Annotated in this window: 20 protein-coding genes; 6 read left to right on the top strand and 14 right to left on the bottom strand. The window is 31.2% G+C overall.

Annotation, left to right across the window (positions count from 1 at the left end; translation table 11 throughout):
- The first annotated feature begins 179 nt into the window (after positions 1 to 179).
- Positions 180 to 1,052, top strand: coding sequence for an ROK family protein (locus ACP3TL_RS14025; protein WP_069833208.1), 873 nt, complete (start codon positions 180 to 182; stop codon positions 1,050 to 1,052).
- Between the two features lie 106 nt (positions 1,053 to 1,158).
- On the opposite strand, the gene ACP3TL_RS14020 is transcribed toward ACP3TL_RS14025, so the two are convergent.
- On the bottom strand, positions 1,159 to 1,956 hold the full coding sequence (locus ACP3TL_RS14020; protein WP_069817162.1) for a MurR/RpiR family transcriptional regulator: 798 nt from the start codon (positions 1,954 to 1,956) through the stop codon (positions 1,159 to 1,161).
- Between the two features lie 166 nt (positions 1,957 to 2,122).
- Between ACP3TL_RS14020 and ACP3TL_RS14015 the strand changes: the two genes are divergently transcribed.
- The gene (locus ACP3TL_RS14015) at positions 2,123 to 2,791 is read left to right on the top strand and encodes an N-acetylmannosamine-6-phosphate 2-epimerase (protein ID WP_285325723.1); all 669 of its coding nucleotides are present in this window, start codon (positions 2,123 to 2,125) and stop codon (positions 2,789 to 2,791) included.
- Between the two features lie 123 nt (positions 2,792 to 2,914).
- On the opposite strand, the gene srtA is transcribed toward ACP3TL_RS14015, so the two are convergent.
- Positions 2,915 to 3,514 (bottom strand): class A sortase SrtA, encoded by a 600-nt coding sequence (gene srtA / locus ACP3TL_RS14010; RefSeq protein WP_069833207.1) that lies wholly within the window; start codon positions 3,512 to 3,514, stop codon positions 2,915 to 2,917.
- A 234-nt stretch (positions 3,515 to 3,748) separates the two neighbouring features.
- On the opposite strand from srtA, the gene ACP3TL_RS14005 reads away from it, so the two are divergent.
- Complete coding sequence (locus ACP3TL_RS14005; protein ID WP_069833206.1) at positions 3,749 to 4,252, top strand: GNAT family N-acetyltransferase; 504 nt, start codon at positions 3,749 to 3,751, stop codon at positions 4,250 to 4,252.
- A gap of 244 nt (positions 4,253 to 4,496) precedes the next feature.
- Here the strand turns inward: ACP3TL_RS14005 and ACP3TL_RS14000 are convergent, their stop codons facing one another.
- Positions 4,497 to 5,171, bottom strand: coding sequence for a haloacid dehalogenase type II (locus tag ACP3TL_RS14000; RefSeq protein ID WP_069817170.1), 675 nt, complete (start codon positions 5,169 to 5,171; stop codon positions 4,497 to 4,499).
- A 1,323-nt stretch (positions 5,172 to 6,494) separates the two neighbouring features.
- Between ACP3TL_RS14000 and ACP3TL_RS13995 the strand changes: the two genes are divergently transcribed.
- The gene (locus ACP3TL_RS13995) at positions 6,495 to 8,585 is read left to right on the top strand and encodes a helix-turn-helix domain-containing protein (protein WP_285325725.1); all 2,091 of its coding nucleotides are present in this window, start codon (positions 6,495 to 6,497) and stop codon (positions 8,583 to 8,585) included.
- Between the two features lie 109 nt (positions 8,586 to 8,694).
- Here ACP3TL_RS13995 and ACP3TL_RS13990 read toward each other — a convergent pair whose 3' ends face one another.
- The 9 genes from ACP3TL_RS13990 to pgsB form a co-directional block, all read right to left on the bottom strand.
- The gene (locus ACP3TL_RS13990; RefSeq protein WP_069833203.1) at positions 8,695 to 10,419 is read right to left on the bottom strand and encodes a glycosyltransferase family 2 protein; all 1,725 of its coding nucleotides are present in this window, start codon (positions 10,417 to 10,419) and stop codon (positions 8,695 to 8,697) included.
- 150 nt (positions 10,420 to 10,569) lie between these two features.
- Positions 10,570 to 12,258, bottom strand: a complete 1,689-nt coding sequence (gene tarL, locus ACP3TL_RS13985) for a teichoic acid ribitol-phosphate polymerase TarL (protein ID WP_069833202.1) — start codon at positions 12,256 to 12,258, stop codon at positions 10,570 to 10,572.
- 129 nt (positions 12,259 to 12,387) lie between these two features.
- Positions 12,388 to 13,416, bottom strand: coding sequence for an alcohol dehydrogenase catalytic domain-containing protein (locus ACP3TL_RS13980; protein ID WP_069833201.1), 1,029 nt, complete (start codon positions 13,414 to 13,416; stop codon positions 12,388 to 12,390).
- The gene (locus tag ACP3TL_RS13975) at positions 13,409 to 14,125 is read right to left on the bottom strand and encodes a D-ribitol-5-phosphate cytidylyltransferase (RefSeq protein WP_069817182.1); all 717 of its coding nucleotides are present in this window, start codon (positions 14,123 to 14,125) and stop codon (positions 13,409 to 13,411) included. Before ACP3TL_RS13975 ends, ACP3TL_RS13980 begins: the two co-directional genes overlap by 8 nt.
- Before the next feature lie 396 nt (positions 14,126 to 14,521).
- Positions 14,522 to 16,171 (bottom strand): gamma-glutamyltransferase, encoded by a 1,650-nt coding sequence (locus ACP3TL_RS13970; RefSeq protein ID WP_069833200.1) that lies wholly within the window; start codon positions 16,169 to 16,171, stop codon positions 14,522 to 14,524.
- Positions 16,172 to 16,173: 2 nt separating this feature from the next.
- Complete coding sequence (locus ACP3TL_RS13965; RefSeq protein WP_176723000.1) at positions 16,174 to 16,332, bottom strand: hypothetical protein; 159 nt, start codon at positions 16,330 to 16,332, stop codon at positions 16,174 to 16,176.
- On the bottom strand, positions 16,322 to 17,392 hold the full coding sequence (locus tag ACP3TL_RS13960; RefSeq protein WP_285336800.1) for a CapA family protein: 1,071 nt from the start codon (positions 17,390 to 17,392) through the stop codon (positions 16,322 to 16,324). Before ACP3TL_RS13960 ends, ACP3TL_RS13965 begins: the two co-directional genes overlap by 11 nt.
- 14 nt (positions 17,393 to 17,406) lie before the next feature.
- Positions 17,407 to 17,859, bottom strand: coding sequence for a poly-gamma-glutamate biosynthesis protein PgsC (pgsC, locus tag ACP3TL_RS13955; protein ID WP_002506667.1), 453 nt, complete (start codon positions 17,857 to 17,859; stop codon positions 17,407 to 17,409).
- Between the two features lies 1 nt (position 17,860).
- Positions 17,861 to 19,018, bottom strand: coding sequence for a poly-gamma-glutamate synthase PgsB (gene pgsB / locus ACP3TL_RS13950; protein WP_069817188.1), 1,158 nt, complete (start codon positions 19,016 to 19,018; stop codon positions 17,861 to 17,863).
- 442 nt (positions 19,019 to 19,460) lie between these two features.
- Between pgsB and ACP3TL_RS13945 the strand changes: the two genes are divergently transcribed.
- On the top strand, positions 19,461 to 19,787 hold the full coding sequence (locus ACP3TL_RS13945) for a hypothetical protein (protein WP_069817190.1): 327 nt from the start codon (positions 19,461 to 19,463) through the stop codon (positions 19,785 to 19,787).
- 171 nt (positions 19,788 to 19,958) lie between these two features.
- Positions 19,959 to 21,113 carry an ArgE/DapE family deacylase gene (locus ACP3TL_RS13940; RefSeq protein ID WP_069817192.1) on the top strand — a complete coding sequence of 385 codons (1,155 nt, stop codon included), beginning with the start codon at positions 19,959 to 19,961 and terminating at the stop codon, positions 21,111 to 21,113.
- Between the two features lie 216 nt (positions 21,114 to 21,329).
- Here ACP3TL_RS13940 and ACP3TL_RS13935 read toward each other — a convergent pair whose 3' ends face one another.
- Together ACP3TL_RS13935 and ACP3TL_RS13930 are read right to left on the bottom strand one after the other, a co-directional pair.
- Positions 21,330 to 22,304, bottom strand: a complete 975-nt coding sequence (locus tag ACP3TL_RS13935) for an alpha/beta hydrolase fold domain-containing protein (RefSeq protein WP_069833199.1) — start codon at positions 22,302 to 22,304, stop codon at positions 21,330 to 21,332.
- A gap of 150 nt (positions 22,305 to 22,454) precedes the next feature.
- On the bottom strand, positions 22,455 to 22,973 hold the full coding sequence (locus ACP3TL_RS13930; protein WP_069833198.1) for a GNAT family N-acetyltransferase: 519 nt from the start codon (positions 22,971 to 22,973) through the stop codon (positions 22,455 to 22,457).
- Between the last annotated feature and the right edge of the window lie 191 nt (positions 22,974 to 23,164).

Below are 23,164 nucleotides of genomic sequence, written 5' to 3'. Positions count from 1 at the left end.
AGATTTCTATTTACACTTCAAATTGTAAACGCTACCATAAATAGTAGCAATAGCTTTTTGAAAAGTTTCATCATTTGTTATGATATTTTATGAAAATAATTTTCAAATGTGATTATAACTACACATTTAAATATAAAGATGATACATATAATAAGAAGACGTTACAGGAGGCATCGCATATGGAAAATTATAAAGTCGCAATTGATATCGGAGGAACAGCTATTAAAGCTGCTGTTTTAGACGAAGATTTAAATTTTATCGATTATCACAACGTTTCTACACCTGACAATATTAATCATCTTATCGTTGATACGGTATATGCATTAGTAGAGCACTTTCAACACACACACAATCTCAACCCTTTACAGGTAGGCATATCTAGCGCTGGCGTCATTGATGAAGAAAACGGCATCGTTGTCTACACTGGACCAACAATACCTAATTATAATGGAACAAATTTTCACACTTTACTCGCACCACTGAATGCACAAGTACAAGTCTTTAATGACGTGAATGCCGCCTTACTCGGTGAACTTTGCCTTCACCAATATGAAGTGGATAATATATTTTGTCTTACACTAGGTACTGGCGTCGGCGGTGCTTTTTATAACAATACGTTGCAGTTATACAATGGAGAACGTAACAGGGCAAACGAAATCGGTTATTTATTATATAACCCAGAAGACAATAAGACATTCGAGCAACGTGCCTCAACTTCGGCACTTAAAGCTTTAATGCTATCTCGCGCTTTTCCTTATGAAGATGATGTGCCTAAACTATTTGAATTAGCTGAACAAGAAGACACACTGGCCCTATCTATTCTTAACCAATGGAGCCAAGCCGTTGCTGAAGGGATTGCACAAATTCAAATCATCTATGATCCTGGTTTAATTCTTATAGGTGGCGGTATATCCTCTCAAGACCAACAATTACTAAAATATATCACACCAAAAATAGAGCGTTTTTTACCACCACAATATGGTCACGCAGCTATACAAACTACACGTACACAAAATCACGCTTCATTATTTGGTGCAATTTCTAAATTTTAAAAATAACCTGTGAAATTATGCGTTTCTTCTAACTTAAACGACGACATGTCGTTCAGTAAATAGGAGGAAAGTCACGCACCCAATTTCGCAGGTTATCTTTTTATTATCATTCATTTAAAATTACTTTTTTAGTTTGTTGATAGACATTATTCATATATTCGTCATCCAGCAATAAATAACTGACGATATCTATTAAGAAAAGTGTCGCAATTTGTGTATTAATAAATTGTGTATCATTAATTCTAGATTGGTCCGTTGTGATTAATACTAAATCTGCGCATTGTGTTAAAGTACTGCCTTCATAATTTGTAATGGCTACCACATAAGCACCGCGTTCATGGGCAATTTCTGCCGCAGCAATTAACTCTGTAGTCTCACCACTATTTGAAATAGCTACAAAAGTATCCGAAGCTGTTAACAATGACGCAAAAATTTTCATTTGATGTGCATCTGTAGAGACACTCCCTTTCAATCCCATGCGCATCATACGATAGTAAAATTCAGTTGCAGATAAGCCTGAACTACCGAGACCAGCATAAATAATCTGACGACTACGATTAATTTGGTTTACAAAACGTTGAATTTTCTCATCAGAAATAAACTCTCCAGTTTGTTGAATAATATCTTGATGGTACTTATGAATGCGTTGAATAAGCGGGCTATTCTCAATAACTCTGTCTGTCATTTCCTGTTGTAAATTAAATTTCAAATCTTGAAAGTTGTCATAATTCAACTTATTACTAAAGCGTGTAATGGTCGCTGGCGATGTTTTGATTGCATAGGCTAATGAATTAATTGTGGAAAATGTATCATCAAAATCATTATTTTGAATGTAATCAACAATTTGTTTATCAGTTTTTGTAAATAAATGATGATAACGTTGAACACGATTTTCAAATTTCATAAAATTCACCCTTTCAAAATAAATAATAGTTAAAGTATATATGAAAATGTTTTTCATAACAACGAAAACTATTGATTATTATTTTCTTGATGTTATATTAAAATTACTAAGTCGATACAAATTAATTTTAATATTAAATCTACTAAAAGTTATGGAGTGCAAAATTATGTTACCACAAGGATTAATTGTTTCATGCCAAGCTCTATCTGATGAGCCTTTACACTCATCATTTATCATGTCAAAAATGGCTCTAGCTGCATACGAAGGTGGCGCAGTTGGCATTAGAGCAAATTCTAAAGAAGATATCATTGCTATCAAAAAAGAAGTTCACCTACCGATTATTGGTATCGTTAAACGTGATTACGATAATTCAGACGTTTTTATTACCGCAACAAGTCAAGAAATTGACGAATTAATTGAAAGCAAATGTGAAGTCATTGCCTTAGATGCTACAAAACAACAACGTCCTAAAGAATCACTACAAGAACTTGTTTCATATATTCGTCAAGCAGCACCAAATGTCGAAATCATGGCTGATATTTCAACGCTTGAAGAAGCTCAATACGCGGATGAATTAGGTTTCGATTATGTAGGCACTACATTACGTGGCTATACATCTTATACTAAAGGACATATTTTATATGAAAATAATTTCCAATTTCTTAAAGATGTTTTAGCAAATGTTGATGCTAAAGTCATTGCTGAAGGTAATGTTATTACACCTGAGATGTTCAAAGCAGTTACTAATCTTGGTGTGCATTGCACTGTCGTTGGTGGCGCAATTACTCGTCCAAAAGAAATTACAAAACGTTTTATCGACGTTATCGGTAAATAATAAAAAGACCGTTATCAAGCGATTATTGCAAGCTCATGCTTGTCGTTAAACTACACTCTTGTTTAATCACAGTAGTTTAATACCATCGTCTCGATACGGTCTTTTTTCACGTTCTAATTTCATTTAAGTTGCTTCTGCAACAAATATTTTACGGTCTTCCCATTCACCAGTTTGGTCATTATAGTTATCACAAGTGATTAAAGTTAGTTGCTGTTTATCTGATTGTTGTTCTTCTAGAACTTCAACATCTTCAGGTTTTACATCAAATATTTTAGTGATTTTATATGTCTTTTCCTCATTACCAGTTTTAAAATAGACACTGCTTCCTTCTTTTGCTTTTGGCAAATTAGAAAATTGATAGGTCGTTGAACCTGTGAATGTATGGCCAGCAATTGCAATGTTTTGATCTTCTAATGATTCATCTGCTTCAGCAAAACTCACACCTCTTTCAAGTTGTGTTGGTGTCGCTGGTCCAGGATAAACTGGTGTTTTTATATCTGCATCTGGTACAGATATATAGCCTGCCATTTTTGATTTATCTTTTGGTATTTCAACATGCTTTCGTTGGTTCTTATTGTGTTGTTGATCGAAAGTTTCAACCTTTTCATTATTCTCTTTTTCAGTAAAATAATTATCAATATGTGGCTTGGCAAAGATATAAATAGCTGCCAATATAAGCAATACTCCAACAAGTGAAATGAGTCGGCTCCCCCATTTTTTCATGCTTTATAACTCCTTTATTAGCTTTAATTATTATAGAATTCTACATAAGTATAGCACAACGCATAATAGGCTATACATTCATTTCCTAAGGTAATATCTATTATATGTGCTAAGATGTTAACTTTCATAACAATAAATTGCGTATTCATCATATTAGGTGTTAAATATAAATAAATGATTTTCTAACTACACTTATGAATTTTTTACAAAACCTCACTGAAAGGATGATATTTTATGATACGCCACGCAGTTCAATCTGACTTACCTAATATATTAGACATCTATAATGACGCTATACTCAATACTACAGCAGTTTATACATATAAGCCCCAAACCCTAGAATCGCGAGAAGCTTGGTTCGAAAAAAAGTCCGACAATAATGAACCTGTAATCGTATATGAAGAACAAGGAGAAGCAATCGGTTTTGCTACTTATGGTTCATTTCGAGATTGGCCCGCCTATCAATACTCAATTGAACATTCTATTTATGTTAATAAACACCATAGAGGTAAAGGAATTGCTTCTCAATTACTCTCAGAAATCATTCAACAGGCACACAGCAATGGCTATAAAACATTAGTTGCGGGTATTGATGCTACAAATGATTATAGTATTTATTTACATAAGAAATTTAACTTTACGCATTCCGGCACCATACATAATGTAGGTTATAAATTTGATACGTGGCTTGATTTAGCCTTTTACCAATTAGATTTAAGTGCGCTTCCGTTGAAATAATACTATACATTTCAAATATTTGTTTTCGGCAACTTCATAAATAAAATTTAAATCTAACATATTATTTTTGTTTGAAAAGTCACATTGATTTGGGCCGACTCCTGACTAGTTAATAAAGCATCAGTTGAAGTATACAGGCTGAGGCTGTGATTGCAAAAGTCTGTACAAAATAATGCCGACAAAATCGTAAACTTTGCCGACACTCTGAACAGCCCTAAAATTTAGGGCTGTTTTATTATTATATTTATTTATTCATTTCTAACCATTTTGCCATTTCATTTAAATTATTCACTGTAATAGTTGGCGACTGACCGTTATTATCATATTGTTCACCTTTACGGTTTACCCATACGGTATCAAAACCAAAATTAGCTGCACCTGTTACATCCCAGGAGTTTGAAGACACAAACAAAATATCTTCTCTAGTCATTTTATAATATTCTAATATTAGCGCATAGCTTGCAGGACTTGGCTTATATTGTTTAATCTCATCTACACTAATTACAGTGTTTATATAGTCACTGATTTTGGAATTGTCGACTAATGGCATTAACATACTATCATTGCCATTGGATAGTACACCTATATCAAAACCTTTGGCATTCAAACTAGAAAGTACACGTGGTATTTCATTAAAATAATTTAAATCTAAAAAGGCATCAAATAATTGATTTACATCATCTCTATTATACTGTATTTTATGTTCATCCAGTACATATCGTAAAGCATCTTTAGTTAAATCATCAAATGGAATATAGCGCTGCATAATTTGTCTTAAAAACATATGGTTTAATTGTGTCTTTCGCCATAGCTTTGAAATTGATGCAGCTAATTCATCATCAAATTGAGTCATATCATTTTCTAAAGATGACATATCAAAGATTGTTCCATATACATCAAAGATAATAGCTTTATACATAGTGAACCTCCCCTTCTTGATAAAATCCAACTACTTACTCTTTAGCACAATATTGGTATGTTAAACAGTTTTGACCTAAAATTTAAAGTTATTTTATTAAATTCTCACTTTTTCTTATACGGCATTTATATTGTTCACTATGACTCGCTTTATTATCCTTTTTGTAAAGTTTTGGTAAATTTATACATATTACTATTATTTATTGTTTAATCGGCTATAGAGAAATAAGAGAGGAGCTTGGTGACTATGAAAAAAATATTTGTATCTGATATATTAAATCTTTTTGTCATAGCTTTAATATACATGATCTTTATCACGTTAATACTGTTCTCCCTTGATTTGTTTGAAATCAAGACAAGTGGCTCCATATTTTTAGAAAAACTCAGTTCTATCACTATCTTTCAAATTTTCAGAAACACTTTATTTAATGGCTTATTCACTTTGTTTTTATTTATTACTTTTTCACTTTTACTTTTTAAATCTATAGACTTATATGCTAAGCAAAAATGATTCCACTAAAAATTTATTTCTCTCTCTTTATTTAGTGCTAACTTATTTTAATTTCAAAAAAGTTAAAGCATTTTAATCAATCCACTTTAAATTGTGCAATTTTTTATTGTTCATGCATTTTATATTGTAAGACTACATTATTAGTTATATAATATTTATAGAGAATGTGTTTGCGTTTTATATAAAGGCCCATAACCGTGCCGTTTATCATCATAGTTATATTCCATTCCCAGAATTAAACTTTATGCACCCGTTTTAATAAAGCGTATAAACATGATTCTCAGCAAATGAGCATATACTTCAATATAGGCCCTTTGCAAAGAGATCTAAAATCACTTTCAGGCTGTGGTTTTAGATCTTCTTATATTGTTCACGCTTCCCCTTACTATCCTTTTAAATAAATCATAAAGTTAGTACGTCATCTTTCTTCCTAATTGCAAGAAGCTCATTACTTTTTCATTATTTAATACTTTCTCTCACATTAATTTACAACACAAACCCTTATATCCTCACTTTTATGTTTATTGCATATATTTAGCTTATATTTAAAAATTATATACAAACCTATTTATTTTCAACTCATCTAGATTTTTTCTTTTTAAATGAAGTACCTTATTTGTTAATTTAGAACACAATAAATTTAATGAATTCCCACGCTTCTTTAAGAAGTCATTTATCTAAATGACTAATTATTACTTTAAGATATCCTTTTATTAATCTTATTTGATATTCGAACATTTTTTCATGTCACAGTTGTACAATAGCGTTATTACTATAAAGCAATCGGTTTATATTTAGGCAAAGGTGATATTTGTGATAAGTTCTTTATCTATTAGAAGTCATTACACAACTGAATTAACACGCTGTATAAATAAAGTAATTATACTTCTTCCATTAGGAAAGCCATGTAAAATTAATTTGAATGGCTCAATTATAACGATAGAAAATGGCGTTATAATTAACAATGCTGATTTATATCAAATGATTGATGTTCAAGATCTTCTTGAACTAAATATCCCATTACCTTTATTTATTGAAAAGGATACGTGTTTATCCCATGCATTTTTTGACTTTAATCAAATACGTTATGTCGAGCAATTCAAAAACTTAATTTTACAAAAGCTCCAAAATAATTTTCAAGACAAAAATGCAATGAATTATTATATTTCTAATATAATTGAGTTTTTACTAAGAGAAGCAAAAGTGACATTACAATATAATTATTTACCACCCCTATACACAAAGCACCCACTAGTTTATCGCCTAACGCAATATATCCATAAAAATATCTATGATGCTTTAACTACTAAACAAGTATCCAAAACATTTTTCATTTCGCAATCCTATATCTCTATTTTATTCTCAAAAATATTAACTATGAATTTTAAACACTATATAAGTTCATTAAAAATCGCTTTATCCATATTTGATTTAATACAGGGTAATAAAGCGATTCATGATGTAGCAACAAAATATAAGTTTATGAATGTAAGTACTTATTCAAAACATTTCAAACATTATATTGGTGTACCTCCTAAAAGATATATTTATCAATTTAGAAAAGGTTATTTCAACGATCCTTATCAAATAGCAATCAATGAGCCTAATTTGTCTAAATATTTTTCAGATATTTATAACTTTTCTCGTAATCAAACAGAAGTGCCCTATACTTTAAATCTATCTAGACTATCTTTTGACCAACACTTCGAAGATACTTTTATGGTTATTCGGTTAGATAATTTACAAGACTTATTAAAATTTAATTACCATGCTATACAAAATGATATTTATTCCAACTTCTCTAAAGTAAATTTTTTAATTAAAAATACAGACTTTGTGTACTTAAATGATTTAGATACTCAACAGTTATTCGATACAATTAAATATTTAATTACTCAAGGGTATGATTTAACATTTAAAATCACTACTTTAAATTTAGTAGAAACATTTGATTATCATGTACTTAAAGTATTGAAAGAAACCCTTAATACTAAAAATTTCTTAGAACAAATAACGCTATTGTTTGAACTTGAAACCAGTTCTATTAAAGATATGCCATTGCTCATCAAAAGATTAAATCACCAGTTTCCTTTGTTAAAAACAGGAATTGTTATAGATCCTTTTATTGAATATGGTCATAATCTCACTCACATCATTAAGAAAATTAATACATTACACGTAGATTATTTTTACGTTAATTATGACTTGATTACATTTGGAAATTTAATTTCAAAAAAATTAACTTATTCTAAATCAGAAAATACTTTAAAACAAAATATAGCGCTATTTCTTCATCAAATGGGAAGAAAACAATCAAAAAAATTAATCTTCAGTAAAATAACGCATAACGCATTGAAAGTTTATTTCAATAATGAGACTGATGACACACATATATTATTGACTGAACTATTGATTGAACTGAATCAACAAATCGCTGGCTTTGGCTATGCATATTATACAGATGATAAAACACACTTTATGCTTATCAATCACCACCAAAGCGCAATGCCTATCGTTCATGTTTATAGTTTATTAAAGCCTTTTCTCAACAATCAAGTTGTATTACTTTCTTATGGCATCATAGCTAAAACAAAAAACCATTATCATTTTTTACTGTTTAATAATCAAAGTAATAAGACTCATAGATCCGTAGAAGTCAATATTAGCCATAACTTCTCTAATGATTTCCCTGTATTTACACGGCTACTCAACCGTGATCATGGTATAGTTTCACACTTGGTACCTCACAAGCTCAACCAAAAATATATTAATCCTGCAATACTGAAACAGATAAATAATACCAACTATCCATTAGCAAAATTAAATATGCATGCTCATAAAGGACCTATGGTATTAACAGTTTCTAATTCTTCAATTTTATATTTCATGATCCCCATAAAATAATTATATTGTTAAATAAAAAATGACTGTTAGATTTCCGTAGAATTCTAACAGTCATCTATTCAATTTTGAGTTTATGCTTAGATATCTTTAAAGATAGACTAATATATAATTAATACTTTAAAATTAAGTGCGGCGTTTCAATTCTAAAATTCTTTTGAAGTTCATTTGCTTTTACTTTCTCTTGAATAGTTAAATGATATGTCATCTTATCATTTGTTGCTAGACTGTTTAAATAACCATACGTGAAGCGTTTAGACAACATAAGTGCTGTCATACCTTCTGATAATAAGTAATTGAATTTTAAGCTACGTAATTGTATTGTTTTACTGTCTTTAGAAGTAACTTCTAACATGTCATAAAGTTTATTGTTAGTTACATAGAATGACAGGTTATCAAAATCTTTTGTAAAGTATGGCGTAAAGCGATAATATTTATTATTATTTTCTGCAATTGTACTTGTCTCTACCTCATAAGGGTATTTTGCACGTTTACTACCAATACGTTTTTCAACAATCATGTTATCTACTCTCATCTCTAAAAAGGCATCCCAAACTTTTTCTTTCACCAAGTATGGGATTATATCATTCATCGACGCACTAAATTTAAAGTGAGATTGATCATTAATTGCTAATGGTACATAAATCAGCTCTTTTTTATTTCGAGAAACAAGTTTTAATTGAATCATTGTCGCAACATGATTAGGATTAATAATTGATTTTAAGAATTCTAGTTCTATTTCAAATCCTTTATCATTAAATTTAAACTGTGACATTCTTAAATCAGGTTTAATCAATTGTTTGAATGTGAAAAACGGCTCATTTTCACCAAATTGTATTTCTAGCTCTCCTTGATGTGCATTATAGTTATAAAAGCGACCATTTTTATAACTTTCTTCAACCTTTTGGTAATGTTTCATATCTTTTAGACGTGCATAATACAACAATGGTTTCAACGCATCGTTTACTAATTCATCTACTTCAGAAGGTACTTTTTGAATAAAGTCACCTAATGCATCCATCCATACTTCTTTTTTATCATCTGCTATTTTTAGAGAAAAATTATTAGTTCTTGAGAAAGAGAAATGACGATCTATAAAATAACCTAGCACCTTATGTTTATTATCTAAAGGACTGTCTAAAATTGCTTCTGTTATCAATGACATGACCTTGTAAAAATCTTCTGGTGAAACATAAGCTGAACTCATATGTTCGCCTTCACGTTTTGTAGCATAGTAATAAGGTTTATCAGCTAATACGGCTATTTTATCTGCATTGAGATAAGCTTTCATTGTAAATAGTTGGTCTTCAGCGCTACGCAAATCTTCTGGAAAATTAATATTATTATTGCGTAATAATGAGGTTCTATAAAACTTAGTAGGACCTAGTGTATATATGATCCTCGAATTTTCCAGTGTCACAGAGTCGCTCGTTTCTTTAAACATAGACCTTGGAACACCACGACCATTTACACCTTCCATTCTTACTAATACCACATCTGCATTATTGTTATCTACAAATTTAGACACATCTTTTAACGTATCGTTATTAATATAATCATCAGAGTCTACAAAAAATACATATTCTCCTTGAGCAATTTGTAGTGCTGTATTTCTTGGTTTACCTGGACCACCTGAATTTGCATCAAGTTTTTTCACAATCAAATTCATTTTGTCTTTATATGGTTCTACAATTTTTAGAGTGTCATCTGTTGAACAATCGTCAACAAGTATCACTTCAAAATCTTTTTTATCATACTTTTGATTTTTTAAACTGTTTAATAACTCTTCAATATATTTTTCTGAGTTATAGCTTGGTACTATAATTGAAAATTTCACTTTATTTCACCTCATAAAAAGTGAGTTAAGATACAATGCAATATACTTAGTTTAATAGCAATTAAAATATACGCTATATCTTACCATCAGTCTATTTATCATTGTACTTAACTCACTATATTCACCTTATTATTTTAGTTGTTCTATAAGTTAACTTCCAAATACATTTCTTACTAAACGTTCACTTGATCGCCCATCTTGATATTTAAAGTGTTTGTCTAAGAAAGGTGATACTTTTTCTACTTCGTAATCGTTATTATCTAATGCTGTAATTAAATCATCAAATGATTCAATAATTTTACCTGGAACAAAAGTTTCATATGGTTCATAAAAATCACGTGAAGTAATATAGTCTTCAAGGTCGAATGCATAAAAGAGCATTGGACGTTTAAATACTGCAAATTCATATACTAGAGAAGAATAATCACTAATCAATATATCTGTAACAAATAGAATGTCGTTAACTTCTCTAAAATCTGATACATCTACAAAATATTGTTCATATTCTCTAGGTATATTCAATCTGTTTTTTACAAATGGATGCATTTTGAACAGTACAACAGCATTATTTTCACGACAATAGCGAGCAAATCTCGCAAAGTCTATTTTAAAGAATGGGTAATGTGCTGTGTGGTGGCCGCTGCCTCTAAATGTTGGTGCAAATAGAATAACTTTTTTACCTTTAATGATAGGTAAATCTTGCTCCATTTCAGCTACAATTTCTCTTTCATAATTTTCATCGAAAAGAATGTCTGTTCTAGGCACGCCTGTTGGTATAATATTCTGTTCTTTAATGCCAAATGCTTCCCCATAAAAAGGGATGTCTGTTTCAGAGGATACAAAAGCTTTTGTATAGTTTCTGTGATTAACGGAGTTAAAGAACGGACCGCCTTTTTTACCAGTACGGCTATATCCAACTGTTTTAAATGCCCCAACTGCATGCCAAACCTGTATAATTTCTTGGCTTTTTCTAAACTTCACTGTATATAGTAGTGGATGAAAATCATCTACGAAAATATAATCTGCTTTACCTAATAAAAACGGAAACTTAAATTTATCAATGAAATTTCTTCTAGCTGAAATATTAGATTTAAACAAGGCATGAATTTTATAATTTTCATCTAAATTTTGACGCAGCATTTCGTTATATACATATTCAAAGTTACCTGACATATATTCTCTTGAATCAGAAGTGAATAATACTGTTTTCCCTTTTTTCAAGTGGAAAAATTTAGTAACTTTAAATATAGATTGAAATACAAAATTACGCACATTAAAAGAGTATCTATTGTATTTTAAACGCAAATCCATCATTTTTTTCTTAATTGGATTTACTTTCGGTTCAGGCGCTTTAAAATCAATATTTAATACAAATTCATTTACTTCACTCGAAATCATGGGCTGAACGGCATATTCTGTTTTCTTAGAATTGCCACCTTTTTTAAATACAAACTCATAATGGGTCAAAAGGTAATTATTTTTTCCATTTTGTGTTTCTTCTGCTTCATATTCTTCTAGTTGGATATCATCTAATTCATAACTATTAGGATTCAGTAACGCTTCATTGATATGGGCAATATAATCAAAATCATCTTTGTAGACAATGAGATATTCACCAGATGGAAGATAGTTTCCATCATCTAAAATCGCCACATTAAAACGTGCTTTAAATTTATTCCCTTCAATTTTCACATCATTTGCTGCTAATTCTTTAGTTTCAGTCAAATTTCGCAAAACAAAATTTTTCTTGTTAAGCTCAATATCATTAACGTGACCTTCAATAAACAATTGAATTCGCTCCCAATAGATGTCATCAATTATTATTTTAGATTTGCTCAATTTTAAAAACCCTCTCTTGTTCAATTAATTAGATTTAAAACCGTAAAATCGATATTAATAACTAATTTAAAATAATTGAAAATAAATATAAATTGAATTTTCAGTTATCTTTATATATATAACTGTTCTTTACATTGTCCATTTAAGCACAGTCTTACCCCATGATGTGGATAAATCTGTTTCAAATGCCTTTACAGCATCATTAATGGTTTTAATATCAACTTCATTACCTTTTAGAAGTGCTAATTTTTCAACGACATCAGGATTGTCTTTATAAAATTGAGCGACGTCTCTGAAATCTTGTACACCACTTCTACTACTACCAAACATCGTTATGCCTTTTTCTAGTACAAGACGTGTATTTACTTCTATTGGATATTCACTTACACCTAACAAACTAATTGTCCCTTCTGGGGAGATCAAATCAATAATCTGATTCACTGCTGACTGGCTTCCTTTACCGCCTACACATTCGAAACCATGGTCAAATGAGACATCTTCTGGAACTTCATGAATATGATATATATGTTCTACAAATGAAAAATGACTTAATTTGTAATCCGTTTTACCAAAAACATAAATTTTAGCGTCTGGATATAGTTTATGGAGTAAAATAGCTGTTATATAACCTAAATTCCCATCTCCCCATACGCCAAAACTATTTTTATATGAAATTGATTTACGTTCAAAACGTTGAATTGCATGCCAGGCTACGCTCACTAATTCTGAATAAGCAATTGTACTTAAATCTTCGATACTATCATCTATTTCAACGACTCTATCGTGATCCATAAATACATAATCTTGCATAAACCCATCAAATCCACTCGATCTAAATTTACTGCTTGGTAAATAATTTTCAGCTATAACATCATCTTTTTCCACAGGTGTATTAGGCACCATAATGACTCTCGTACCAATCTCAAACACACCTTTATTGTCATAAACAACTTCACCAACACCTTCATGAATCAATGACATTGGCAATTTGTTTTTCAGCACTTTTTCATTTCTGCTACCTGTGTAATATCTTTGATCTGCAGCGCAAATTGACAAATACAATGGTCTTATAATAACTTTATCGCTTTTAATGTCTTCATTATTATATGTTACTTCAAATTGTCTCGGAGCAACGAGCTGATATACTTGATTAATCACTCGACATCCCACCTTTTATGATTGAGTTAGCAACTTTAAGATCATAAGGTGTCGTTATTTTTATATTGTATAATTCTCCCATAACTAGTCTTACAGATTTGTTTGCTACAACTAGTATCTTACAGGCATCTGTCATAATTTTCTTATCATCGCTTGAGAGCTCATTATAACTATTTCTTAACAAATTAATATTAAATGATTGAGGCGTTTGACCTTGATACATTTCACTTCTAACTGGTATAGACTTTATAGACTCACCATCTTCTGATGTGATGATTGTGTCAGTCGCAGTTATTACAGTATCTACTGCACCATATTTTAAAACACTTGCTATGTTCTCTTTAATAATGCGATGTGTTAAAAATGGTCTAACTGCATCATGTGTAACGATAACATCTTCATCAGTAATACCATTTTCGACTTCTGCTGCTTCTATAATACTCATAATCGTTTCATTACGGTCCTCGCCGCCTCGAACAACTTTAATTCTATCATCATTAATATTATGTTTACGTAAAGTATCTTTTGTATGAGAAATCCATTTTTGAGGTGTAGCAATATAGATTTTATCGAATTCACTTGTTAATAAGAATTTCTCTACTGTATGAATAAGAATAGGTTTCCCATCTAAATCTAAAAATTGTTTTGGTAATGGAACATTTCCCATTCTTGATCCAATACCTCCAGCCAAAATACCAGCATATATCATATATTTCCCTCCTATATAATTGTTGTTGTTACTTTTTCATTTTTATTTTATTATTAAATATCTTGCTATATAAACATATTTTATAAGCCCATTTTTATATTGCACTCATAAAATGCATTATATAAACATTATATTACCAACTATTATGGTCTTTTTCTACTTATACCCATCCCCGTACAAGTTAATACAGTTTTTTTCTAATTTCAAACCATATCTTTACTTTTATAATAAATATTACAGAACTTTATAAAATTTATTTCCGACTAACATCTTAAACTTATTTAATATTGATATGACAAAAAAGCAGACTTCCTTAAATTGGAAATCTACCTTTTCACTTTTTGTCATCAAATTTGTGTTGTTTCCTAGACTCATCAATTTAGCTTGCGCCTTATGTTATCTATTACCAACATCGTGTCCTATTTCTACAGTCTTATCATTTTTATTGTAAAGTGCTGCTTGCACACTACCAAAGTTAGGATCATTTCGTTTTTCTTCTACTTTAAAACCTAAACTTTTGAAAATAGCAACATCTGCCTTACTCATAGCATTTTCATAAAACACTGTACCGCCATCATTGTAAAAGCGTGGCTTATCTATTGACTCTTGAAGCGTGCCATTACCTTTTAAGTAATCTATCAGGACTTCATTGGTTGTGGTAGGAATCTTATTACCTCCTGGCGTCCCAATACCCATATAATAATCAGGACCCACGACTATACTTGGAGCTGTATATGATCTAGGTGTTTTATGTTTTCCGCCATGGTTAGGGCTTAACGGATCAGAAGAAAAGTTTGATAAAGAGTTGTTCATATAGAAACCTTCCTTCATAAATTCACCTGAACCAAAGAAACTTGATAATGTATTAGTCGTACTTGTTACTTTGCCCTCTTTATCAACTACAACAAAGTGTGTTGTACTTGTATTATCTACATTATTTGTATTGAAATTACTTTCAAAGTTCACTTCATTTAGTTTGCCTAGTAAATAATCTTGAGATAAGTATTCATCATAATCTTCATCTTGGCCATTGACTATATCTCTATTTCGATACATAAGTGCTCTCGATTTTAAAATACCAGTAATATAATCTAAACGGTTATTAGGGGTAGTTTGATTATTTGGATCTATTTGATCATTTGCTGGCGCAGACTGGGTATTTTGTGGCACTTGATTGTTTGTTGCTTCATCTATTTCTAAACCTTGAAGCATCAATGTGCCACCTAATGGATTAGATGCAGAATATACTTTAGTATTTAAATAATCTGTGCTAACCGGTTCTTTTTTCGTGGTTTTATAACTATTAAAATCTTTTTCAGTTATTTCTTCATCTACTTGATCAGAAACACTTTCGCCCACTTTATCATAGAAATAGTCTGGCCCATGATCTCTAATTCCTTTAATTGTTTTAGCTAATTCTGGCTGTTTAACTACTTCGCCTTCTCTTTTAGTTTTATCACCTTCAAAGAATGGTGAGTTTCTATCAACATCAGAACCATATAATTTTAAACTGCGTTCTAATTCCGAATCCACTTCAAATCCATCTTCTGCTAAAGGAATCACATAGTTTAAGATTTTCTCTTCATCCATTTTACCCGCTTCTTTATGGGCATCATGTATCCCTCGTACAAAACCTGGTGTGCCTATTTCGTCTTTCTCATCATATTTAAACGATGAAATATCTTTGTATTGCCATTGCTTTGGCGCAACATTCGGTTTGCCATCATAGGATAACATCGCACCTCCTCCACCTAAGCCAGAGGAGTGAGGCTCGGTTATTGCCAATGCATATGAAACACCCATGGAAGCATCTACAGCATTCCCTCCATCTTTAATAATTTTCTCACCAACACGGCTTGCTATTGGGTTATTAGACGCAACACCATAATTTTCATCAGATGGGTTTTGATCATGATCAGCAATCTTATTTTCATATAATTCATCTTTATTATAATTATCTTCTTTGGTTGCTATAAAAAAGATAAAAGAAATGATTATAGTAAGGAGTAAGATTACGATGAGTGTTTTTTTATTATAAATACTCATACTTAAGCTCCTTTAGACAAATATTGGTGATGCGATGTTTTAAGTTCATTTTGTTCATATTGTTCTAAGCCTTCATTCGCACGAGCAAATACAATTAATAAAAAGATGACTAATACTATTGAAACTACTGTAATACTCACCCATTGTGTTTTAATGTTCATATACGTAACCTCCATTCTCTTTTTTAAGGTCTACACTCTTACTTTCAATATTGTTCAATAATTTAATTTCTTCCACTTTGTTAGGATTGGATTCTGTAATTTTTCCACCTTGTGATTTAATTGGTGTTACCATAAATTCTGAATCTTTACCATTCCAATTTTGCTGAACAGCTAAGCCTTGTTTATTTTTAGATAAAAAATCTTCAGAAGTTACGTTACCAAGGCTATAAAAAATACTCGTATCTTTGTATTTTTCTATCTGTTGAGTAACTGAGTTATGACCGATAATGACATCTGCACCAGCATCAACAAGTGAATGTGCATATTTCTTTTGTCTTGTTGTAACAGCGCGTTCATCCGTTATTCCCCAATCAACATTAGCCACAACGTAATCATTTTCCTCTTTTAACTTTTTAATTAATGGAATATAGATATTCGGTTCTAAACTCACCGATGTTGTGTTTTTCAAGGTGTCCGTGTAATCAGATTCAACGTCTGTAAACGAAACGTTGGCAATTTTTTTACCTTTAACTGTTTGCTGTACTGTTTTACTATTAATAGGATTCGAACCATTTCCAGTTAAATAATTATAACCAGCCTGCCCTTCTACCGCTCTACTGAACTCTCTCGCTGTTATATTATCGGTGACTTTGTTGATAATATTTAAACTTTTAATATTTAAACCCTTCAAAAACATGACGTTCTCTAAATTCATATTAATATTTGTCTTTCTATCATCTGAAAAATTGGTGAGTTTTAAACTTGCTGTTGAGTAATCACTCGCATTTAAAACACTTTCTATCGGACTAAAGGTGTCATTAATATTATTTTTCCTTATATGCTTATTCATTTCTATATTGCCTAAATAAGTCATCCTTATATCATCCTTGGCTTTCTTCATAGCTTGAACTGGTTCAACTTTTTGTGATGACATAGTGAATATTAAAAGTGCAATTGCCCCTATTAAAATAATGCCGGTGTATATAGAGTTGCGTTTTTTGTGACGTTTCGTCCATTTTAATACCCGTTCCTCTATAGTAAATCGTTTAGATTGTTTCATATTTATGCTCCTTACTAATTGATAAAGCTATAAAAGAATAAGATGACATAAGTAATACATGTTAATAACATACATGTAGATAAAGTAATAATGACACCTTGTTTTTGAATTGTATTTGCTATGATACCTGGAATAACAACGCCAATCCCTGACATCTCCACCATTTCAAAAGGAGTTAAGGGATAAATGATGTCAAATACAAACTTTAATACCATACCAGTAAGTATCATTGCCGCAAATTTTCTACGACCATATAAAATTACGATTTTGCTTACACCATGATTAACAATGAAATATGTAATGCAACTAATAATGAGTACAGATAGTAACATAATTGGCTGATCAAAAATCAGTGCTAAATATCCTGGTACTACTAATCCAGCTGGACTAATACCAAATTTTTCGGCAAAGATGAGACTTAGTACAATGCCCACAAATAATGAAAAATATAACTCTGAACCTATCATATTATTTGATCCCTTCTATATATTGCGCTATTTCTTTACCTGGTCCGTGAATGTTACCAACACAGAAAATCAAGGCATTTTGAGATTCTTTATATAATGCGCGCTCAACTTCTTTTATATCTTTACCTTCGAAGTTTAAATACTTCTTATTCGGCTGGCCTTTCATTACATCGTTGACCATTTGAGTACTTTTACCAGTACAAATTAATGTATCGAATTCGACATCCTTTAAAAAATCTTCACAAAATTGTCTCGTTCTGTCGATCCTGTCAGAACGACAATTTAATATAAGTACAATTTTTTTATATGGATAATTATAGGTTTCAACTTTGTCTAATATTGCTTTTGAAGATTTTGGCTCATTTGCAGCAAATGCATTAACATAAACGTTAGTTGAATTGTTAGCGTTAAAGTATTTAACTTCAACCGCTCCAACATCAGGTGGCGCATTTAACATGCCACTCAGAGCTGTATCTCGATCTATGCCCATTGCTTCGGCAACGCCCATAGCAATTGCAACATTATCTGGGAATACAATGTAACCGAACTTTCTGAGATAGGATTCAGGCACCTCTTCTTTATCAACAACAATTAATTTTGTTTTACGTTTTTTAGCAACTTTAGCAAAAAATTTAGTATAATCATCTTTCATCACTACAAGATGTCCTTTGTATGGAATAGTCGCGGTAAATGCTTCGGCTACCTCATCTAACGTTGGACCTAACACATCCATATGATCTTCCATCACATTCACAATCACACCAATATTTGCTTTCACTAAGTCTTTTTGGAATGTAATTTGATAATCTGGATTAACTGCCATACATTCATTTACTAACGCATTGGCTTTTTGTTTTACAACTTTGCGAATAATGTCACGTTGTTCGCCGATATTTGCTCCTTGAGGCTTCCTATAAACTGGATACTCTCTTGGTGTAAACCAATACAGCATACGTGCATCTGTCCCTGTTGTTTTACCTATAACTCGGTAGTTATCCTCACGCAGTGTACTGTAAATCAATCTAGTTATAGTAGATTTACCTCTTATACCATTTATATTTATGCGTATTGGTACTTTTTCTAATCTGTAGGAATGTTGTTTTTTCTCAACAATACCTAGCCAAAGAATGAGACCTACACATATGATGATGAGTAGCAAATTTTATCCCTCTTTTCAGCAGCGTATTTAATTTTATGTATATATCAAAGCAGGTTAATCATGTTCTTAATACATAGTGAAGATGTATCAACTAAAAATAGCATTCACAACGTTTAAACAATTCCTACCTATCAATACCGTTATGCTACCATGCAGTTATTGATTTAATATAAATTGTTTGAATTATTGATTAATATTTCGTAAATTCAAATTTACAATACATGTAATATTCATCTTTTATCTTTATAAACCCTTATTTAATGGCATTTATATTTTTAGAAAAAATAAATATTTTTTATTGAAAAATTTAAATTTAATTTAGTATTGCGGTTTATTTTGCCATAAACAAATATATAATATTTACTGCTTCTTAACATATTATTAAAAATTAAATGTTATCTTATGTGTGTAGGGAACAATAAATCTATATAGGAGGCAGTTTATGAGTAAATCTGTTAAATTAGTAGTTTCTATATATCTTGGTGTTGTATTTCTTATCACTTGTAGCTATCTCATTATGATTTTGGTTGGAAGTATGCAAGGTAATGATATGAAGGGTGCAGTAATAGATACTGATAAGCCTACAAACATTGAAAATGTAGAATACAATAATGAAGCTTCATCTGAAAAGACAACAACTGAAAGTAATCGCGTACCCGATGAATTACAATCTAATTTTACTAATTCATTAAAAACAGAAACTTTATCACACAATGTTAATACTCATACAAGGTCCCTAGATCGTACTTCATCTATGAGCCATGTATGATTTTTTTGTTAAACATACGATATGGGCTCAAAATATAAATAAAAACTCAAATAAATTTCACTTTCATTATTCATCCCCTATTTCAATACGTTAAAATTCAATTAGTCGGAATCTTCAGATATAATTAAGTTGATAGATGGTTATTATTTAAAGAAAAGGGGTTTTATTAAGATGAGTAAATTTTCAGAAGCAGAAAAAGTTCAAGTACTAGAAGATTTAGTAAGTATTAAATCTGTAAATGACCACGAAATTGAAGTATGTGAATATCTTAAAGATTTATTATCTAAACATGGTATCGACTCCAAAATAATTAAAATCAACGATACACGTGCAAATTTAATAGCAGAAATTGGTGAAGATGGCCCAGTTCTAGGTATTTCAGGGCATATGGATGTCGTTTCAGAAGGCGATAAAAATAAATGGACATATGACCCATTCAAATTAACTGAAGTAGATAATAAATTTTATGGACGTGGTTCTGCAGATATGAAATCAGGACTTGCTGCATTGGTTATCAGCTTGATTGATATCAAAGAACAAGGGTTATTAGACCATGGAAGAATTCGTTTACTCGCAACTGCAGGCGAAGAAATCGTCGGTGAGGGCGCAAAAGCTTTCCAAGAACAAGGTTATATGAAAGATGTAGAAGCACTTGTTATTGCCGAACCATCTCAAGATAGAATTGTATATGCACATAAAGGTTCAATGGACATTCGTGTTACTTCAAAAGGTAAAGCTTCACATAGTTCGATGCCACACCTTGGTTTTAATGCGATTTCGCCACTCGTGAAATTTGTTTATAAAGCAGATGAAGGTTTTGAAAAATTTAATAAAAGTAATACCCTTTTAGGTAATGCCATTATGAATGCTACTATCTTTAATGGCGGTAACCAAGTGAACTCCATTCCCGAACATGCTGAGTCAGAATTTAATATACGTACAATCCCAGAACATGATAACGAACAATTCATTTCCTATTTCAATGAAATTTTAAAACAAGTTGAAACTGATCATACAGATATTGAAATCGACACTTATATGTCTAGACCACCTGTTTATACAACAGGTCAAAATAAACTAGCAGAATTAGCACACGAAATGGGCACAAAATATTTAAATGCTGATTTACCTTTAGAAGCTTCTCCAGGTGTAACCGATGCTTCTGACCTACTTGTAGATAAGGACGAAGATTTTTCATTTATTATGTATGGTCCTGGTTTAGTCAGTCAAGCGCATCAAGTAGATGAATATGTAGAAAAAGATGTGTATTTATCATTTATTGACTTATTCACAGAATTTTTCCCAGCTTATTTAAAAAACAAATAATACTACTTACGTGCGTCGTTTCCCAAAATGACTCACGTAAGTAGTATTTTATATAATAAAGGACCTTCCAAAAATGAAAGGTCCTTTCAGTGTGTCGACAAAGTCTAGGACTTTGTTGGCAATTTTTTTGTACACACTTTCCGTAGTCACAGCCAAAGTCTTGTAGTCTTCGGCTCGTGATTTTCCACAGAAGTCGGCCCAAAACAGAGCCTTTTTTTAATGTTTATTGATAATTTGCTTTAGTTGTTCTAAAAATTGTTGTCTTTCTGGAATTGGAAAGATTGGATGAATATGGAATAAATTATAACCTGGTAAGAAATCATGTTCTATATTTTTTTCATTTAATAAGTTCGATAATTTCACTGCATCTGGATATAACGTTTCTTTTGTGCCTATTGAAATTGTAATGTGTCCTAAGCCATCTAATGCACCATTTATTGGAGAAACACGCCAATCTGTTAATGGTGTGTCGCCTGTCCACAATTCTATGAAATATTGCGTACCTTTAATGCCTAACATAGGATCTATTTTTTCATACACTGTTGCTTCAGGATTAGATAATGTTAGATCTAAAACAGGAGAAATCAGGACAATATTACTTGGCTGTTCTAAGCCTAATGTTTTGATATATTGCGCAAATGACAATGCAATTTGACCGCCCGCCGAATCACCCATGATAATCACTTGTTGTGGATGTTCTACTTGAGCAATTATATTATTATAGATTTCAGTAAGCAATTCAAAAGTTTCTTTGTAAGTTGCATGTGGGACTTTGGGATATACAGGCATAATGACTTTCGCATCCAATTCATCTGCAAGTATATCTATATACTCAAAGTGCATTTTAATGGGGTCTTGGAACCACGCACCTCCATGTAAATACAGTACAACTCGCTGCTGGCTATCTGCTTTATCATTCACTACATACGTCGTTGTATTTTGTATGTTTGTAGTTCGAACATCGTTACGAAAGCAATAGCCCGTGCCTTTATGTGGCCCTTCTGTATCTTTCATCACAATTTTCAACATTTTTTGCGCATTTTCTACACTTTCAAATGGCTTTTTCATTTGAGTAGCTCTTATCATTGCTTCATATAAAAAGCTTTTATAACTACGTTTTTCTTTTACTTTAGCATAAAAGTAGGAAGTTATTACACCAACACTCGTTAATGCTACAATTTTTTTCAACAAAATATATAACCTCCTTCAATTCGTCTGATATATATATTTTATAATAAAGTAGTTCACATTTTTAGTAAAAGCAATTACGCAAGCTTAATACTTTAATTTTATGTATATATCATTGATTGCTCAATCTTACCTTGTCTTTTCGCCAGATAACTACAACATGCGCATAGTATTAGGAATAATGTCTTGATCCAATATCATTGCCATATAGAGTTCATCATAGTAATGTTCATCCATATAAATCGATTCACGTTTAATACCTTCGATTTTAAACCCTAATTTCTCGTAAAAGTTTATAGCAGGTGTATTCGATGTGATCACATTTAATTCTAAGCGTCTTAACCCCTTGCGCTTCGCCCACCTAATTGTTTCACCAAACATTTTTGTTGATAAGCCTTGCTGCTGCTTGTTGTTAACGAGCCCTGTCACAATATAACCAATATGTTTCACCTTAGATAATGTACTAATATGTGCAGACAGATAGCCTAAGATTTCATTATCATCTGTTTTAACACCAATATAAAAATTGCGCTTAATATCATCAATAAATGCTTCTTTATCAAAACTACGTTCATCTGGCAAATACAACATATACTGCGTTTCTTGGTCGATTTTCTTCATACAAGTGTATAGTTCCTCTGCTTCATCAGGACAGATTCTTTCTATTCGCATATACATCCCCCTATTGCGCTATTAATATTCTTTATCATACATTAATTTTAAGAAACATGAAACTTTTAATCTAATTACCCACATTTTCATTTGAGACAATTTAATTATTTTGTGTTATTAAAAGTATCAACAACACAAATATGGGAACATGAAATCAAAATTTCAGTTTCCATTGGTAGTGTTAACTGAGT

Source organism: Staphylococcus caseorum, from assembly GCF_049943195.1.
Lineage (GTDB): Bacteria > Bacillota > Bacilli > Staphylococcales > Staphylococcaceae > Staphylococcus > Staphylococcus equorum_A.
Note: the sequence above shows the minus strand (reverse complement) of the source record. Positions and strands in the feature narration are given on the sequence as shown.